Origin of the sequence: Tenacibaculum litopenaei, from assembly GCF_964514025.1 — a bacterium.
Classification (GTDB): Bacteria; Bacteroidota; Bacteroidia; order Flavobacteriales; family Flavobacteriaceae; genus Polaribacter; species Polaribacter litopenaei.
In genome coordinates, this window is sequence record NZ_CAZEQT010000003.1 from 434,675 (window position 1) to 452,800 (window position 18,126).

Sequence of the window (18,126 nt, forward strand, 5' to 3'; positions counted from 1 at the left end):
AACTTAAGTGTGTGGAAAGGATTCTTGTCTTACCTTTGCCTTATGAAGCTTTTATTATGGTTGTTTAATTTTTATATCAATGCGAGTATACACGTTGCATTAGCCGTGTACGCCTTGGTAAGAATTACAGAGAAATACCTCGGGTTACCCTATAATGAACCCGTTGCTTATACCGCTTTTTACGGAACGATTACGGCGTATAACTTTGTGAAATACGCGAGTTTAGCAAAATTCAAACACGCGAGTTTGACCGTGAATCTTCGATATATACAGGTTTTTTCATTGCTGTGTTTTGGCTGTTGGGTGTATTACGTAGGGCAATTGCCAGCGCGTATATTGTGGTGTTTAGTGCCTTTTGGCCTTTTGACTTTGTTGTACACGATCCCTTTTTATAAAGGCTTCAAAAAAAATCTCAGAAGTGAAGGAGTGGTAAAAGTGTTGATTGTCGCTTCCGTTTGGGTGGGGGTAACCGTTATGCTTCCGGTATTGCAGTGCGAACAGTATTCGTATACGAATGTCCTAATGCTAGGAGCGCAGCGATTTTTGTTAGTGGTGGTTTGGGTACTACCCTTTGACATTAGAGATATGAATCGTGACGAACTGAGTTTGCGCACCCTTCCCAAACGGTTGGGCGTGGCTCAAACGAAAAAATTAGGAATCTTATTACTGGCAATTTGTCTGATTCTTGAATTTAACATCATGGCACCAGCGTTGTATCACCGTGTGTTTTTAGCGCTTTTTGGACTGACAGCCATTTTACTAATGCGAGCTACTCCGCAACAATATCGTTATTATAGTTCTTTCTGGGTCGAAGCACTACCGATATTTTGGTTGATTTTACTAATAGTTTTTGTAAATTTCTTATAAATATGTTTGCAATTTAAACTAAATGGCTTCGGATTTGAAAATGTTATCGTTTTGTGATACTTTTTTAGCAGAAGCTTTGTACTTTGCGACCAACAATACAACAACACAATACAATGAACACAGTTGGTACACAAAAAAGAAATTTTATTTTCGACTTTGACAGTACGCTTACTAAAGTTGAAGCGCTAGACGTACTCGCAGAAATTACGCTGGCAAACAATCCCGATAAAAAAGAAATTATCGAAGGCATTGTTAATATTACGAATTTGGGAATTGATGGAGAAATATCCTTTCCTGAATCATTAGGGAGAAGAATCAAAATGTTACAAGCTAACAAAGCTGATTTGGATGTTTTGATAAAAGAACTAAGACAAAAAGTCTCCCGTTCTATAGAACGTAACAAGGAGTTTTTTGAGAACTTTTCAGAGGACATTTATGTGATATCGGCCGGTTTCAAGGAATTTATTGATCCTATAGTTGCTGATTATAACATCCCTTCAGAACGCGTATTTGCCAATACGTTTGTCTTTGATGAAAATGATGTTATTGTCGGGTTTGACGATCAAAATGTTTTGGCCTCTCACAATGGAAAAATTGCCTGTTTAAAGGCGTTGGACTTGGAGGGAGAAATCCAAGTAATAGGAGATGGTTACAGTGATTACGTGACCAGAGAAGCAGGAGTAGCGGATAAGTTTTTTGCGTATACAGAAAATGTGTCACGCGCAAAAACAGTAGAAAACGCGGATTATATCACTCCGAATTTAGATGAATTTTTATACGTAAACGATTTGCCGAGAAATATATCATACCCAAAGCACAGAATTAAAATACTACTTTTAGAGAACATCCACCCAGATGCTGAAAAAAAATTGTCTGAAGACGGTTTTACAGTCGAAACTGTAAGTAGAAGTTTGTCGGAAGAGGAACTTATTGAGAAGTTAAAAGATGTACATGTCCTCGGAATTCGATCGAAAACTCAGGTGACGAAGAAAGTAGTCGAGGCGGCAGACAAGCTCATGGTAGTGGCAGCCTTTTGTATCGGAACCAAACAAATTGATTTGGATACTTGTAAGGTGCATGGTGTAACCGTATTTAATGCGCCATATAGCAATACGAGATCCGTTGTAGAATTGGCTATCGGTGAAATTATTATGTTGATGCGAAGCGTATTTCAACGAAGTAGTGAATTGCACAATGGTCAATGGAATAAAACAGCTCAAGGATCTCGCGAAGTCCGTGGAAAAAAACTGGGAATTGTCGGATATGGAAATATTGGAAAGCAGTTGTCAGTATTGGCAGAAGCATTGGGAATGGATGTCTATTACTACGATGTAGAAGATAAGTTGGCACTCGGAAATGCTACCAAAGTAACCACACTAAAGGAACTACTTGGAATTTCAGATGTCATTACTTTACACATTGATGATAATGCTGCCAACAAGAATTTTATCGGAGAAGAAGAAATTAAACAAATGAAAGACGGTGCTTATCTGGTAAATCTTTCACGAGGATTTGTGGTAGATATACAAGCCTTGGTAGCCGGATTAAAGTCTGGTAAAATAGCGGGAGCAGCTGTTGATGTTTATCCGGAAGAGCCTAGAAAGAACGGTGACTTTATCACGGAGTTAAAAGGATTGGATAACGTAATTCTTACCCCGCACGTTGGAGGAAGTACAGAAGAAGCTCAACGAGATATTGCTGATTTTGTGCCCGGTAAAATTATGGATTACATCAATTCAGGAAATACTGTTGACGCAGTGAACTTCCCGAATATTCGATTACCAAAACACCGAAATGCACACCGTTTTTTACATATACATCAAAATGTACCAGGTGTTATGGCTCAAATCAATAAGGTCTTAGCAGAGTTTGAGTTAAATATTACAGGGCAATACTTATCTACAGATGACAAAGTAGGTTACGTAATTACAGATGTTGATAAAGTATACAACCAAGAAGTGATTGCGGCCCTCAAGAAAATTGAAGGAACCACGAAATTTAGAGTGCTGTACTAACAGTTATAGAGCGTGTTGTATACGTATACAGCACGCTTTTTTTAAGAGCTTTGCATACGCGGAGCTAAAGGGATCAATTGGCTCACGTATCCCATTAGGTAAACAGCATTGGCATTGAGTTGTTGTTTATCACCGTTAATCATTAAATTTTCTACAGGGAATTGAGCCACACTAACTTCTTTGTTGGCCTGTAATTGTGAGTGAATGAAATTCGTGTCATTCGCTTTTAAACTTCCAGTAATTTCTATTTGAGTTCCTAGTAAGACACCAGTAATCATCAGCGGAAAAACGCCGTCATTGTTGGTCGTTGAACCTGAACTGTAATAGCCAATAGGTTGCCCGGATAGGTACCAATCATTCATAGTAAATAGTTCAGTATTGAGCCATGATCGCTCAACCTGTACCATGAGGTAACGGAATGAAATAGTTTCGAGGCTACTGTCGGTACTTAATGAAATGTGCTTGCCATCTTGTTGACCGGGAGTTCTGGACTGAAGTTTAACAGCGTTTTTGGAAGGGAGTAAGGTTTGATATTGATCGTCAAAAAGTGTTGGCAGTTTTTGTAAATCGAGGTATATCTTAGGTAAACTTTTTGGGGCGGTAAGTAGGTCTGTCCAATTGTATGGTATGGCATTGGCCAATTGCCAGGAGGTAGGGCTTTGAGAAAGTCCTGACATTTTGGACACTGAGAATTTCTGTTGTGCCTCGTAAAAAGCCTGCGATACAAATTTAGAATCTTCTACAATACTGGCGCCTTGAATGAGATTTTGATAAGATTGCTCCACGGTATTCGCACTTGTAGTGAAGAATTTTGTCAAATCGGGAATTGCGTTCACCAAATCGCGAAAGCGAAAGGCGTGCAGGTAATTCCCTTCGGGGTTAGCAGGGCTGTAGGCATTATTGTATGCGTCTAAGGCTATTGGAAAAGGAAATTCATTAAGTTGAAAAACAGGTTTTTCAACGGTTGCTTGACTACGGGCCTTGGGGTGGTTTTCTTCAAGGGCATGTGCAACTATTTTTTCGAAGTCTAAAAGTAAGCTCATAATAAAATATGGGGTTTCCCGTTTTGAAAAACCCCGTTATTTAGAATTAATTGGTAGCGAGTCCTGCCTTTTTTGTAGCGTTTTCCGTCACCTCAGGAGCGCTTAATGGCGCAGATGGAGGTGTGATTTCGCTGGCAAAGGCTATGATTTGGATACCCGGTACTTTTATGGTACTACCGTCGAAGGTAGAATGAAATGTGTCTTTTGAGCTACTGTGGGTGTAGGATCCAGAAAGTTTAAAGGGGCCCCAACCTACAGAGGTAGTTCCGGAAATAGATTTTTCAATGTGCGATTTATCTTCAGTACTGAAATCACCCGAAATTTCGATGTCTCTAGCAACGATAAATGATGTCGGAATTAGCGGTAGAAGATTGTCTTGGTTCCCTGCTAGTTTACCATTCGAGATTCCGTGTTTAGGACGTCCATCAATAAACCAATTATCCATTCTGAATAGGAATTCATGCATCCAAGGTCTAAATACTCTGACAACGCCTATTTTGGCAGAAAGACTAAAGTTTTGAGCCTGCATGTGGTAGTTTGTCTCTTCGGTATGTCCGCTGGTACCACCTCCAATACTCCAAAGGCCGAGGTTCCATGATGCACCACCTTTCCATTCATTGAATGTACTGTTCGTTTCTTTGTCTAAGTATTTGCTCGTTAAACTAAGTTCAGAAAAGTTAATCGCTGCCTCTTTTTGCATCCAATTTGAAGGCATCGCATAGCTCAATAACCAGTTTTGTCCACCTGGTAAGTTTGAGGCCATTTGATGTTGAGCAGAAACGGCTTCTCTCGCTGCTGCTATGGCATTTTGTACCGATGAGTTGATACTCGAAGCTAAGGCTGCCAATGCTTGTTCTACTTGGTCAGCACCTTGAGCTCTCCAGGTGTCGTACGAAGCGGTAACAGCATTCATTAATAAAGGTTGTCTAGCTTGCCATTCACGCTGGTCGTGAACGTCGTCCATGTTGTAACCCAGGTAGGCTGTTCTGTATCCGCTAACAGCGGCAATGTACGCTTGTTGGTTTTGTAAATAGGTTTGGTAAATCGGTGACTTGTTGGTTTGAGTCGTTTCTTTACCCGTAAAATCTTTGATAGTGGTTTCTACATTTAAGTAGTTGTAAGCTTCCTCGTAGATTTTTTTCTGAGCAGGATCCACAACCGAATGTGTATTCGCACCGTTGACAATGGTTTTGTAAACTTCCGATACTTGATTTGCTGTCGCTTGAAAATCAGCGGCAATGGCAGGTATAGGATCAACAAATAAAGAGAAGGTCTCCGCTGAATTTAGGTTACCCGTTGGATTTGCAGGTGATGCCGCATTTTCAAAATCCGATGGGTTAATGGCCATATTCTTGGCAAGTTGGATAAAAGTTGTTTGCGGATTAAATGGTGCCTGAGCACCGCTCTCTGGCGTTACTGTAATTGCTTCGAATAATCGGGTGTACAAAGTACTGAGTACATTCTGTTCCGTTTTTTGGTCCATGATTTTTTAAGTTTTAAGTTATGTTTAGTAGTACGTAGCAAGCTTAGTTGTTATAACTAGCTACTTAAAATTAAAAAGTCAAGGTTACTTTATTAGGCGCTGTGTGTTAAGTGTTTGTAAATCAGTTGTGAGAGTGGGTAAGGGGAGTATGTGTGTAGCTGTGTGCTAAAGTTGTTCAAAATGCAATAAATTACGCTCAATATTTGAAACTCCTTTTTTGAGTATGTTGAGGTAATTCGAAACATTTTCCATTTTGAAACGACTGAGAGGGCCGGAGGCACCCAGAGCAGCAATGGTTTTATGTTCTTTATTTTTAACCGGAATGGCTATACATACCAGTCCTGGTTCAAATTCTTCGATGTCCAAAGCGAATCCTTTTTCTTGAATTTCTGAAAATTGCTTCGTTAAACCAGCAGCGGTAGTAATCGTATGCTTGGTGTAGGGTTCGAGCGTAGCTTGATTTAAAAAATGCTGCTGTTCTGCTACAGAGCTGTAGGCCAATAGCAGTTTTCCTGACGCTGTAGCATGCAGAGGTTGATAAGAGCCGATACTCGTATTGATTTTTAAGCCATGCATACTGTCAGCTTTGTTAATGTGAAAGAGTTGGTCTTCTTTAAGTATGCTTAGTAATACGGTTTCCTGAATTTCTAAAGCAACCATTTTGATGGCGTTGTTGGTTAGGTTTTTCAGCGTTTTGTATATCGAAACGCGATTGCCTAGTTCGAACAATTTGCTTCCCAAGCTGTATTTGTCGTTTTGATTTTGCTGCACCAAATTCATAGAACTCAAGGTGTACAGTAATCGGTACACTGTGCTTTTGTTATAACCCGTTTTTACGGCGAGCTCTCGAACTCCCCAAACAGGGTGGTCGGTGGTGAAGGCCTCTAATAGTGTAAAGGCTTTGATGATGGACTGATTTATTTTTTTATCGTCTAAAAGGGACATAAAGAAGTGTTCTTTTTAAGCTTGTTATTGCTAATATACATAAAAATGTTTAACTTTATAAAACACCGTTTTGAATAGTGAAACGGAACGAAATGAAATAACCAAAAAACGGCAACGAGTAATGCCGTAAAAATAAAAGGAGCTTTTATGTATTCATCATCATTAGCGTACGCGATTCAGCAAGATAAAGAAGACGCGCTGGCACCTCTGCGTGAAGCGTTTCATATTCCAAAAACTAAGGAAGGAAAAGAGTGGTTGTATTTTACGGGGAATTCTCTGGGATTACAACCTAAGTTGACAGAAAAATACATCCAACAAGAACTCAATGATTGGGCAAACTACGGAGTAGAGGGCCACTTTGAGGGCGATACCCCTTGGTTACCTTACCACGAATTTTTAACCGAAAAGATGGCAGCTATCGTCGGAGCAAAGCCTTTAGAGGTAGTGGTAATGAATACATTGACAACCAATTTACACCTGTTGATGGTGTCGTTTTATCAACCGACAAAGAAGAAGTTTAAAATAGTCATAGAGAGTGATGCGTTCCCTTCCGATAGGTATGCGGTGGAATCACAGTTAAGATTCCACGGTTTTGATCCTGAAGAAGGATTGGTGGAATGGCGCCCGCGAGCAGGAGAAGAATTACTGAGAATAGAAGACTTAGAAAGTATTATGCAAGAACAAGGCGATGAAATTGCGTTGTTGTTGATCGGCGGAGTAAACTACTATACCGGACAGTATTTGAACCTAAAAGCAATTGCAGATATAGGACACCAACACGGTTGTATGGTAGGAATAGATTTGGCGCATGGAGCTGGGAATATCAGTCCCGAGTTGCATGAGAGTGGAGTCGATTTTGCTGCTTGGTGTACTTATAAGTATTTGAACTCAGGCCCAGGAAGTTTAGCGGGGTTGTTTGTGCATGAACGACATGCTCACAACCGTGACTTACCGCGCTTTTCAGGGTGGTGGAATCACAACAAAGCTACTCGATTTAATATGCGACAACCTTTTGATGTTATGCCTGGAGCAGAAGGTTGGCAACTGAGTAATCCTCCTATTTTGTCCATGGCGGCTATTAGAGCTTCATTGGAAGTTTTTGATCAAGTAGGAATGGCTGCATTGCGAGAAAAATCAGAGAAACTTACAGGGTATTTTGAGTATTTGATTAACCAAATAGATACCGACAGAATAAAGATTATTACACCGAGTGATCCCCGACAAAGAGGATGTCAATTGTCAATACAAGTAAAAGATGCAGATAAGAGTTTGCACAATGCCTTAATGGAACATCACGTGATAACCGATTGGAGAGAGCCCGATGTAATTCGCTGTGCTCCGGTACCGTTGTACAACAGTTTTCAAGATGTGTACCATATGGTTGAAATTTTAAGAAAATTACTCTAAGATCTAGAAATACTAAAGAATATGAAGAGTGCTCAAGTACATAAAAAAGAAGTAGTTATTATCGGTGCAGGACTGTGTGGAAGTTTGCTAGCACTGCGATTGGCTCAAAGAGGCTATAAAGTAGACGTCTATGAAAGCCGACCTGACTTAAGGAAAGTGGATATTTCTGCAGGACGTTCTATCAACTTGGCCTTGTCAGACAGAGGGTTTAAGGCCTTGGAAATGGCAGGAGTGGCAACCAAAGCACGTGAAATTTGTATACCGATGTACGGTAGACTTGTACATGATAAACAAGGAAATACCTTCGCGTCAAATTATTCAGGGAGATCCGGAGAGTACATTAATTCGATTTCTCGAGGAGATCTCAATGCTATCTTGTTAGACGAAGCTGAGGCAGCTCCAAATGTAAACTTACATTTTAATGTGAAGTGTACACGTGTCGATATTGAGGCCAAACGAGCATATTTTAGCTCCTATGAAAATGACGACAGTTTTGAAGTGGAAGGAGCCGTGATTTTCGGAGCGGATGGTGCTGGTTCAGTTTTACGTAAGAGTTATTATTTGGAAAAGAAATTTTTGTTCAGTTACAGCCAAGAGTATTTGACACACGGCTATAAAGAACTTGAAATTCCGGCAGATGCCCTTGGGAACCATCAAATCAGTAAAGACCATTTGCATATTTGGCCTAGAGGTGCCTATATGCTAATCGCACTTCCTAATATGGATGGAAGTTTTACTGTAACACTATTTTTGGGGCATGAAGAAGGAGCATATCATTTTAAAGGACTCGATTCTGAAGCGGCAATTACAGCGTTTTTTAAGGAAGAGTTTCCCGATGCTTTGGCCTTGATTCCAAACATCCTTGAAGAGTTTGAAAATAATCCGACGGGTGCCTTGGGAACCGTGAAGTGCGCACCTTGGTATTACAAAGGGAATACGCTGCTGATTGGTGATGCCGCTCATGCAATTGTGCCGTTCTACGGACAAGGGATGAATGCTTCTTTTGAAGATGTCTTGGTGTTAGATGAGGTATTGGATACCTGTGAGGGCGATTGGGAACTCGTATTTAAAACCTATCAAAAACGCCGTAAAAAGGATGCAGATGCCATTGGTGATTTGGCAGTTGAGAATTACTACGAAATGAGAGATCACGTAGCCAATCCACTCTTTAAAGAAAAGAGAAGATTGGAAATGCTATTAGAAAAAGAATATCCAGAAGCCTACTTTTCTAAGTATTCTATGGTGACCTTTAATGAGGATATCGGATATCATGAAGCAATGATAAAAGGACGCGCTCAAGATAAAGCCCTGTTAAACATGATTGCTGATGGTACCGTAGCTACAAATTTACCTGACGAAGACTTAGACCTTGCGGCCATTTTTAAGAAAGTTCAGGAGGAAACACAGGAGGTGATGGACGAAGATAAAATAGCAGGACTCAAGTAATGAATACGCATATAATTATTCTTCGAGGGGTCAATGTTTCCGGAAAGAACAAGCTTCCTATGAAGCCCTTTCAGTCCGAACTCTTGAATAGGGGGTTGCAGAATGTACAAACCTATATACAGAGCGGAAACATCGTTTTACAATCAGAGAAAACGACCTCTGAAATCCAGGAGGTGATCGAGAAGGTGCTCCGTGACAATTTTGAAATAGATGTTCCGGTGCAGGTATGGAGTGTACAAGCTTGGAAAGAGGTAATTTTTGCAAACCCGTATGCTGAGATGCCCGAAAAACAACAGTATTTTACCTTTCTAAACAGTGAAAGTGAGGTGAAAACTATTGATGTGGATGCCAAAGAAGACGGTTTCGAATTGACTGCGCATTGCGTATATGTAAATGCTGTGGGAGGGTATGGTAAGACTAAATTGACGAATAATTTTTTTGAAAAGAAGTTAAAAGTGCAGGCGACGACAAGAAACTTAAAAACAACAATCACGTTATTGTCGTTAGCTGAAAATCTAACAAAATAATTTATGGATAGTAAAGTAATCAAAGGAAAGGCAACGCCTAGAGGGAAGTTTCCTCATGTAAAACAGGTAGGAGATTTTATTTATGTTTCTGGTACTAGTTCGAGAAGACCAGATAATAGCTTTGAAGGTGTGGAAGTGGATGAGTTTGGTACCACTAACTTAGATATCAGAAAACAAACCCGCGCGGTTATCGAGAATATTCGAGACATTCTTCAGGAAGTAGGAGCTGATTTAAGTGATGTGGTAGACGTGACTTCGTTTTTGGTTAATATGAACGATTTTGGAGGTTATAACGAAGAGTATGCTAAATTCTTTGACTATAATGGACCGACGAGAACGACGGTAGCAGTGCATCAATTACCACATCCACATTTATTGATAGAAATTAAGGTCGTGGCTTATAAAAAACAGTAATCATGCAGTTGACAAAGGATCAAATAAGACAGTTCGAAAAACAGGGGTTTTTAATAATTCCTGAGGTGTTTACCTTGTCTGAAGTTATAGAGTTAAAGCAAGTTTTGGGTGTGAATTCCGATGTACATGCCGTGCGACAACTCTTTAAAAAGTGTCCTGATGTATGGGTGCGACTGTGCCAGCACAATGTATTTAACGAGTTGTTACAACCCCTGATGAAAGACCGATTTGCTGCAAAGAGTATTTATTTTAACAAACCTAAACAAGCGAACTGGTTTGTGTCGTATCACCAAGATGTAAGTATTGGTGTGGAACAGAAAATAGAAGCCGATGGTTTTGCGCAATGGACTTCCAAACAGGGACAATTGGGAGTTGTACCTCCCAAAGAAATTTTGGAAGAATTGATTACGTGCAGAATTCACTTGGATGATACCGATGAAAATAACGGAGCTTTACGCGTAATTCCGGGTTCACATCAGCACGGAATACTGCGTTTGAACGAGGCATCCACCACAGTGGATTGGTCGAGTGAAGTTTGCTGTACGGTGCCGAAGGGAGGTATCATGTTGATGAAACCTTTGCTCCTTCACGCCTCGAATAAATCCGTTTCATCAGAGGAGAGAGCTGTGGTTCATATAGAATTCGCCGCAAGTGAGATTCCAATGGGGTGGTTAGAAAAGTATAAAATGAATTAAAATAGTGTAAAAAGCTGGGAAATGAGAATACAAAATTACATAGCTGGTGAATTTACAGATCCAATATCAGCGCAATGGCTGGATAACTACAATCCATCAGAGGGAGTAGTGTACGGGCAAATACCGAACTCAAACCAAGCCGATGTCGAAGCAGCGTACAAGGCTGCAGAGCGTGCTTTTCCTGGCTGGTCTAGAAGCGCTTTAGAAGAGAGGAGTCGTATTTTATCGGAAATTTCGCGAGGAATTCAAGAGCGATTAGACGCGTTGGCAACTGCCGAAGCAAAAGATAACGGGAAGCCTTTGACCTTGGCAAAACAAATTGACATTCCTAGGGCTGCGGCTAATTTTCAATTTTTTGCGAATGCAGCCACACAGTTTTCATCAGAGTCACACGAAACGGTAGGACGAAATGCCGTTAATTTTACCTTGAGAAAACCAATAGGGGTAGTGGGCTGTATTTCACCTTGGAACTTACCGTTATACTTGTTTACATGGAAGATTGCTCCGGCTTTGGCGGCTGGAAATTGCGTAGTTGCTAAGCCTAGTGAAGTAACCCCGATGACTGCTTATTTATTAGGAGAAATTTGTAATGAAGCAGGATTGCCTAAAGGAGTATTAAATATCGTTCACGGACTCGGAAGCACCGCAGGACAGGCGATCATTAGTCACCCCAATATTAAGGCTATTTCCTTTACAGGAGGAACTGCCACTGGTGCTCATATTGCCAGAACGGCGGCACCGATGTTTAAAAAATTGTCGTTGGAGTTGGGGGGCAAAAACCCGAATATCATTTTTGCTGATGCGGATTACGACAAAATGTTAGCAACAACACTGAGGTCTTCCTTTGCGAATCAGGGACAAATTTGTTTATGTGGTAGTCGAATTTTTGTGGAAGCGAGTATTTACGAACGTTTCAAAACTGATTTTATCGCGAAAGTAAAAGAACTCAAAGTAGGAGATCCTTTTAGCGATACTTCAAACTTGGGGGCCTTGGTAAGTGAGGAACACCGTAACAAGGTACTCTCTTATGTAGCTTTAGCTGGGCAAGAGTCAGGGATGAAGCTGTTAACCGGAGGAAATAAAGTAGTCGTTAAAGGAAAAGAAGGAGGCTATTACATGGAGCCTACTGTAATTGAGGTTACATCTAACAAATGTACCTTGAATCAAGAAGAAATTTTTGGACCGGTAGTTACTTTGATGCCATTCACCTCTGAAGAGGAAGTGTTGGAAATGGCAAACGATGTACCCTATGGCTTGTCAGCGACTTTGTGGACGAGTAATCTTTCAAGAACTATGCGCATGAGTCAGTACTTACAAGCCGGAATAATTTGGGTAAACACTTGGTTACTTCGGGACTTGCGTACCCCTTTTGGCGGAATGAAAGCTAGTGGTGTGGGACGTGAAGGAGGTTTGGAAGCGCTTCGTTTTTTTACGGAACCAAAAAATGTATGCATACAATACGATGAATAGTGAATTAAAAAAATAAACAGAGATCATGAATTTAGGATTGATAAATAAAAATGCCTTGGTATGTGGTAGTACGCAAGGAATAGGTAAAGCAACTGCGATGCTACTCGCATCAGAAGGAGCTGCTGTGACTTTGGTGGCTAGAAATGAAGAAAAATTAAAAGCAGTACTTGAGGAGTTACCTAATGAAGGTCAAAAGCACAGCTATATAGTTGCGGATTTTTCAAATCCAGCACAGTTAAAAGAGCAATTGGAAGCGAGTCCTTTAACATATCACATTTTGGTAAATAATACAGGAGGACCTGCGGGAGGACCTGTGTTTACAGCGGAAATAGCTGCATTTGAAAAAGCGTTTACCCAACACCTAAAATGCAATCACGTGTTAGCACAAGCTGTAGTTCCGTTTATGAAAGAGGAGGGCTATGGTAGAATTATTAATATCATATCGACTTCAGTAAAGCAACCACTCGACGGATTGGGAGTTTCCAATACGATTCGAGGAGCCGTAGCGAATTGGTCAAAAACACTAGCAAATGAGTTAGGAGCACATAAAATTACGGTAAATAATGTATTGCCTGGGGCCACAGCTACAGAGCGCTTGACTGAAATTATTAAAAACAAAGCAGCCAAAACAGGAAAGTCACTTGAAGAGGTTGCAGAGATAATGAAAAACGCGTCGCCAGCGAAAAGGTTTGCCGCTCCTGAAGAGGTAGCCAATGCCGTTGTGTTTTTAGCAAGTGAAAAAGCGAGTTTTATCAATGGTATCAACGTACCGGTAGACGGTGGACGTACCAAGAGTTTATAAGTAAACAGCAACCCATAACACACAAAAATATGAGCAAGTTAGTACAACCTTTGAATTTTAAGAAGTGGATTGATGAACATCGTCATTTACTCAAACCACCCGTAGGAAATAAGCAGGTATGGAAAGATGGAGAGTATATCGTAATGGTAGTGGGAGGCCCAAATAACCGTAAGGATTACCACTATAATGAAACTCCTGAGTTCTTTTATCAAGTAGAGGGAGATATGGTATTGAAAATCATTGATGATTCCGGAAAAATGATCGATGTAGAAATCAAGGAAGGGGATATTTATCTCTTGCCAGGAAAAGTACCACATTCACCACAGAGGAAAGCGGATACCGTAGGTTTGGTAATTGAGTATCCACGTGCCGAGGGAATGATGGATGCCCTGGAGTGGTATTGTGAAAATTGCGGGCATCAATTGTACCGAGAGGAGTTTGCTTTGGATAATATAGAAACGGATATGCCGATCATTTTTGATAGGTATTATTCGGATAAGCAAAAGTGTACTTGTGATAATTGTGGTACCGTGATGGAAGCACCGAACAAAGCCTAGGTTAGGTATGGAAGAGCGCGTAAAAAGTAGCTTTGAGCAACAACAGTTTATGACCACGCTCGGCGCAAAATTGGCTTTAGTAACGGAGGGACAGGTAGTAATAACCTGTCAAAAGCGACCTGAGTTAACACAACAAAACGGTTTTGTCCACGCTGGGGTCCTAACTAGTTTGATGGATGTAGCCTGTGGATATGCTGCATTGACCGTTATGCCAGCGGATGCCGACGTACTTTCGGTGGAGTTTAAAACTAATTTATTGCGCCCCGCGGTAGCTAGCGAGCTAAAGGCGATAGGAACCGTGGTAAAAGCTGGAAAAACGCTCGTTTTTTGTGAAGCTAAACTCATAGGGAATGACGATACGTTGATTGCGACCATGCAAGCGACCATGTTTTGTGTCAAGAATGAATAAACAAATTAATCAGAAATAGTTATTGATAACTCTTATGGAAAAAAGGAAACTTCGAATTAATGGACATTCGCATTTACTGCCTTATCCAGAAGAAATCCCGAGCTTTATGAAAGACAAAGGGATTTTCTGGGTAGATAAGGACAAAAAGTTTATGCTGCAAAAGAACTGGAAGCGTCCTGTGACGGATTCGAGCTTCTTTTTAAATGAAAAGCTCGCGTGGATGGAGCATTTTAAAATCGATCACGCAGTGGTATTAAATTTGTCGCAGTTGTACGGGAATGGTTTGCGTTTGGAAGAAATGAAACAGGCCTTGCGATTTCAAAATGACTTCAATGCAAAAGTACAACAGGACCACCCCGATAAGTTTACCTGTGGCTTTGTTGTGCATCCCGGTTTTGTGAGAGGCGCCTGCTGGGAAATTGAGCGCTGTGTAGAGCAGTTGGGAATGCGCTTGTTGTGTTTGCCTACCCACTACATGGATACTATAGGAACTTGGAGGTGTATTTTTGACGAAGAAAATGAACCTATTTTTGAACTGGCGAACAAGTATAATTTAGCGGTAGAAATACATCCCTATGACGGAGAAAAATTTATCAAATTAGAAAATACTAGTTGGCGTTTTCACCTTATTTGGATGCTGGCCCAATGTGCCGATGCCTATCATTTTTTGAGTTTAAACGGCTATTATGATAAATATCCTAACATGCGTATCTGTTTTGCTCACGGTGGACAGTTGGCACAGATGAATTTAGGAAGGCGTATACAGGGCTTTGATGGAAGACCCGATTTGTTTGAAGGGAAACAACATCCGCGTAAAGCCGTAGGGCATAAAAATATCTTTTTTGATACCCTGGTTCACGATACGGGGTCGCTTGATTTATTGATAAAGAATCAAGGAGCCCAACAAGTGCTTATTGGATTAGATGACCCTTATCCGCTCGGTGAGATGGAAAGCGATAAGCAATCTTCTTATCCTGGGAAAATTCTGGACTTAGCGATCGATCGCGAAATTATTACCGAAACCCAACGCGATGACATGTGGGAAAACAATGTGTTGCAATGGTTGTATGGCGATGATCAGCAAGCCAAGGATGACTTGGTAAAACGTATTCTACAAAATTAAAAAACCGTATTAAATTGGATTTGCAGAGAATAACCTAGGGATTATCCTTATTTTTAAACCGAAAAAATTGTAAATCCAAGGTTTTTATGTCAGAAGTAACACAGTTCCATAATTTATCTCATATTTTTATTTCATTGATTGGGGCAGTGTTGCTTTTGGCAATTTACTACAATATTAGAAAGCGCTTTCGAGTTGTACTCGAAGAAGGGAACTCGTTTAAACGCGTTGATAGAGGCTTACTTTTTTTCAGTTGTGGTATGCTCGTTTGGGTACTTTCCGGACTTTGGGCATTTACCGCCTATACTTTCGGATTTGAGCGTGGCTTAGGCTATCAATTTGGTGTAAACCTGCTCTCGACACTTAATAATCTATTTTGGTTGCTCGCACTGTACTACGTATATGATGCCCCACAGTTTATTTATCGAAATGAAAAGAATGTCCGAATTATAAGTTTGATTATTGTCGCTGTAGCTTCGTTGACAGGAATACTTTCCATTTTCTTAGGCAATACGGTCTATGCGGGAGTCAAACTCATGGCCATTCCCGATTTTCTGTTAACCAGTTTTTTGTGTTATTTAATGGGCGTTTCTTTTTTTAACACCTTTATGCATCGCGATTTGAAGTTGGTGGCAGGTATTTCCGTGCTGGTGGTCGTTCTTCTGTTTGTTTCACAGTGGTCCGATGTGTTTGTTTGGATGCACAATGATTTTGTGAATCACCTAATTCGAATAGTGACCAAAACCTCTTTAGTAGCGGTGTTTTTAGTCTTGGCGACCAGTTGGGTTATTCAGTTGGCCAATACGCCTAAGCCCGATGAAATGAAAATTCGTTTTCTCGATTGGTCTTTAATCGAATTGACTATCCCTTCCAAAGGAATTGTAGGAAGAAAGGTAGATTTTGGAGCCAAAACTACCCAGTACAAAAACCTGTTGCTTTTCGGTATTAGGAGGTTGAAGTCGGCTCCAGAAGAACAATGTATCGAAGTCCGATATGGAGGCGAGATCAACAGTCAAACCTATGTTACGCGAATTATTGATAATATCAATGCAATATTACAGCTGTCGGGGGAAGATAAATTGGAAAGAAAGGACCTTATTACTTTTATAGGAGAAAGTAAATATAGACTGCGAATTTTACCAGAAAATATTTTTATTGACAAGGCATTGAAATTGGAATTCTCTGAGGAGAGGTCTTAATTTGTTTTTAGGGTTAACTGTATGATTAATAGGGTTACAAATAAATACAGAGACTTATTTTTACTCACAATTAGCTACAACATTTTTGCTTAGATGAGGTGAAAGATACTTTCGTGAAAACTAATTTTTTATGAAGAATTTCACATCGACAACGGATGTTATGGGACATCCTCAAGGATTATTGTACTTATTTTTTGCAGAATTGTGGGAGCGCTTTTCTTTTTATGGAATGCGTGCCTTACTGGTACTTTACATGACCAAGCACTTGCTGTACAGCGACCGTATGGCCTTTGGGGTTTATGCGGCATACATGTCTTTGGTTTACGTTACTCCTATGATTGGCGGGGTACTTGCTGATCGAATCTTGGGATTTAGAAAAGCAATCATACTAGGAGGTGTTTTAATGGCATTAGGACACTTTTTCTTAACTTTTGAATACGATGTGTTCTTTTATGGCTCTTTAGCCTTAATCATCGTTGGAAATGGTTTTTTTAAGCCAAATATATCTTCTTTGGTCGGATCTTTATACGAATCAGGGGATTCTCGTCGTGATTCTGGCTTTACCATTTTTTATATGGGAATTAATATCGGAGGTGCTGTCGCGCCACTACTCTGTGCTTGGTTGGCTGAACACTACGGATGGCATGTGGGCTTTGTGTTAGCAGGAATTGGGATGCTCATAGGCTTGATCGTATTTCGAGGCGGTTTGGTACGCAACGTGTTTGACGATAGAGGGAAAGTTCCGAATGTTTCACGTTATAACGAGAAATTTCTGGGCATAGCCAATGGTAACTGGGTAGTAATTACAGCGTTTTTATCAGTGCCTATTTTTGCAGCAATCGTATACTTTTATGAGTTTGAGCACTATTTAGTTTGGTTGGTGTCTGCGTGTTTATTGGTCTTTATAATGTCGGTATTGCAAAAAATAGACAAGCCCGCTCGAAAAAAACTCTTAGTAGCGGTTTATTTTACGGTTTTGTATACACTGTTTTCGGCCATTTTTGAGCAGGCAGGCAGTTCGTTGACCTTGTTTGCTGATAGAAATGTGAACTTGATAGCTATGAATGCGGCGCAGACCAACAGTATTAATTCGGGCTTTATCATACTATTAGCAATTCCTTTTTCTGTGCTGTGGACCTATCTGCACAGGTTGAAAATGAATCCGAATTCTGTGGTGAAATTTGGTTTGGGGTTGTTTTTCCTAGGCTTGGGATTTGTCATTTTTGGGATGTCTGCCAGAGCGGTTAATGAATGGGCACAAACTCCGATGAGCTATTTACTTATTGGGTATTTGGTGTTGACCATGGGGGAGTTGTTTTTATCACCTATTGGCTTGTCTAAAATTACAGAGTTGTCTCCTGTGAAATACACCGCTTTTATTATGGGAGTATGGTTCTCAGCTAATTTTTTTGGACATTATTTCGCGGGGAAAATAGCTGAGCTTACAACGGTAGCAACCGGTGATTTGGGGGTGTTTTCAAAAGGTGTTTTGGGGTCACTAACTGAGCTCATAACAGGAATGTCAGTTTCAGAGACCTTAGCAAGTGCTGAGAATTTGCAACAGTTGTATTCCTACGTGAGCGTATATGCTTGTTTTGGTGTACTGGCCATGAGTATTGGAGTATTGGTCATTGTCAGTTTTAGGTTCGTAAAAAAGGCGATGGGAGCGGTTCACTAACGGAGAGCCCAGAGGTGGTTTACTTTGGTATAAATGTAGTATCTTGTTC

At 40.5% G+C, this 18,126-nt stretch carries 17 protein-coding genes; 14 read left to right on the forward strand and 3 right to left on the reverse strand.

Annotated features, from left to right (window positions below; genetic code table 11):
• The first annotated feature begins 42 nt into the window (after nucleotides 1-42).
• Both ACKTS5_RS06420 and serA read left to right on the forward strand, forming a co-directional pair.
• Nucleotides 43-867 carry a UbiA prenyltransferase family protein gene (locus tag ACKTS5_RS06420; RefSeq protein WP_408043024.1) on the forward strand — a complete coding sequence of 275 codons (825 nt, stop codon included), beginning with the start codon at nucleotides 43-45 and terminating at the stop codon, nucleotides 865-867.
• Nucleotides 868-980: 113 nt separating this feature from the next.
• On the forward strand, nucleotides 981-2,882 hold the full coding sequence (gene serA / locus ACKTS5_RS06425) for a phosphoglycerate dehydrogenase (protein ID WP_408043025.1): 1,902 nt from the start codon (nucleotides 981-983) through the stop codon (nucleotides 2,880-2,882).
• Between the two features lie 41 nt (nucleotides 2,883-2,923).
• Here serA and ACKTS5_RS06430 read toward each other — a convergent pair whose 3' ends face one another.
• The 3 genes from ACKTS5_RS06430 to ACKTS5_RS06440 form a co-directional block, all read right to left on the reverse strand.
• Complete coding sequence (locus ACKTS5_RS06430; RefSeq protein ID WP_408043026.1) at nucleotides 2,924-3,925, reverse strand: hypothetical protein; 1,002 nt, start codon at nucleotides 3,923-3,925, stop codon at nucleotides 2,924-2,926.
• A 46-nt stretch (nucleotides 3,926-3,971) separates the two neighbouring features.
• A complete protein-coding gene (locus ACKTS5_RS06435; RefSeq protein WP_408043027.1) occupies nucleotides 3,972-5,408 on the reverse strand; it encodes a hypothetical protein in 1,437 nt (478 codons plus the stop codon).
• Between the two features lie 165 nt (nucleotides 5,409-5,573).
• A complete protein-coding gene (locus ACKTS5_RS06440) occupies nucleotides 5,574-6,353 on the reverse strand; it encodes an IclR family transcriptional regulator (RefSeq protein ID WP_408043028.1) in 780 nt (259 codons plus the stop codon).
• Nucleotides 6,354-6,500: 147 nt separating this feature from the next.
• Between ACKTS5_RS06440 and kynU the strand changes: the two genes are divergently transcribed.
• From kynU to ACKTS5_RS06500, 12 genes are all read left to right on the forward strand, one after another.
• Nucleotides 6,501-7,760: a kynureninase gene (gene kynU, locus ACKTS5_RS06445; RefSeq protein WP_408043029.1), complete on the forward strand. Its 1,260-nt coding sequence runs from the start codon at nucleotides 6,501-6,503 to the stop codon at nucleotides 7,758-7,760.
• 21 nt (nucleotides 7,761-7,781) lie between these two features.
• Nucleotides 7,782-9,206, forward strand: a complete 1,425-nt coding sequence (locus tag ACKTS5_RS06450) for an FAD-dependent oxidoreductase (RefSeq protein WP_408043030.1) — start codon at nucleotides 7,782-7,784, stop codon at nucleotides 9,204-9,206.
• The gene (locus ACKTS5_RS06455; protein ID WP_408043031.1) at nucleotides 9,206-9,733 is read left to right on the forward strand and encodes a DUF1697 domain-containing protein; all 528 of its coding nucleotides are present in this window, start codon (nucleotides 9,206-9,208) and stop codon (nucleotides 9,731-9,733) included. The genes ACKTS5_RS06450 and ACKTS5_RS06455 overlap by 1 nt, the downstream gene beginning before the upstream one ends.
• 3 nt (nucleotides 9,734-9,736) lie before the next feature.
• Nucleotides 9,737-10,147: a RidA family protein gene (locus ACKTS5_RS06460; protein WP_408043032.1), complete on the forward strand. Its 411-nt coding sequence runs from the start codon at nucleotides 9,737-9,739 to the stop codon at nucleotides 10,145-10,147.
• Between the two features lie 2 nt (nucleotides 10,148-10,149).
• On the forward strand, nucleotides 10,150-10,842 hold the full coding sequence (locus ACKTS5_RS06465; protein ID WP_408043033.1) for a phytanoyl-CoA dioxygenase family protein: 693 nt from the start codon (nucleotides 10,150-10,152) through the stop codon (nucleotides 10,840-10,842).
• Between the two features lie 21 nt (nucleotides 10,843-10,863).
• Nucleotides 10,864-12,312, forward strand: coding sequence for an aldehyde dehydrogenase (locus tag ACKTS5_RS06470; RefSeq protein ID WP_408043034.1), 1,449 nt, complete (start codon nucleotides 10,864-10,866; stop codon nucleotides 12,310-12,312).
• Between the two features lie 25 nt (nucleotides 12,313-12,337).
• Entirely contained in the window at nucleotides 12,338-13,114 is a 777-nt protein-coding gene (locus ACKTS5_RS06475; protein ID WP_408043035.1) for an SDR family oxidoreductase, read from the forward strand.
• 29 nt (nucleotides 13,115-13,143) lie between these two features.
• Nucleotides 13,144-13,671 (forward strand): 3-hydroxyanthranilate 3,4-dioxygenase, encoded by a 528-nt coding sequence (locus tag ACKTS5_RS06480; protein ID WP_408043036.1) that lies wholly within the window; start codon nucleotides 13,144-13,146, stop codon nucleotides 13,669-13,671.
• A 7-nt stretch (nucleotides 13,672-13,678) separates the two neighbouring features.
• Complete coding sequence (locus tag ACKTS5_RS06485) at nucleotides 13,679-14,080, forward strand: PaaI family thioesterase (RefSeq protein ID WP_408043037.1); 402 nt, start codon at nucleotides 13,679-13,681, stop codon at nucleotides 14,078-14,080.
• A 34-nt stretch (nucleotides 14,081-14,114) separates the two neighbouring features.
• Nucleotides 14,115-15,203, forward strand: coding sequence for an amidohydrolase family protein (locus ACKTS5_RS06490; RefSeq protein WP_408043038.1), 1,089 nt, complete (start codon nucleotides 14,115-14,117; stop codon nucleotides 15,201-15,203).
• A gap of 86 nt (nucleotides 15,204-15,289) precedes the next feature.
• On the forward strand, nucleotides 15,290-16,399 hold the full coding sequence (locus ACKTS5_RS06495; RefSeq protein WP_408043039.1) for a hypothetical protein: 1,110 nt from the start codon (nucleotides 15,290-15,292) through the stop codon (nucleotides 16,397-16,399).
• 130 nt (nucleotides 16,400-16,529) lie between these two features.
• The gene (locus ACKTS5_RS06500) at nucleotides 16,530-18,077 is read left to right on the forward strand and encodes a peptide MFS transporter (RefSeq protein WP_408043040.1); all 1,548 of its coding nucleotides are present in this window, start codon (nucleotides 16,530-16,532) and stop codon (nucleotides 18,075-18,077) included.
• Nucleotides 18,078-18,126: the final 49 nt, after the last annotated feature.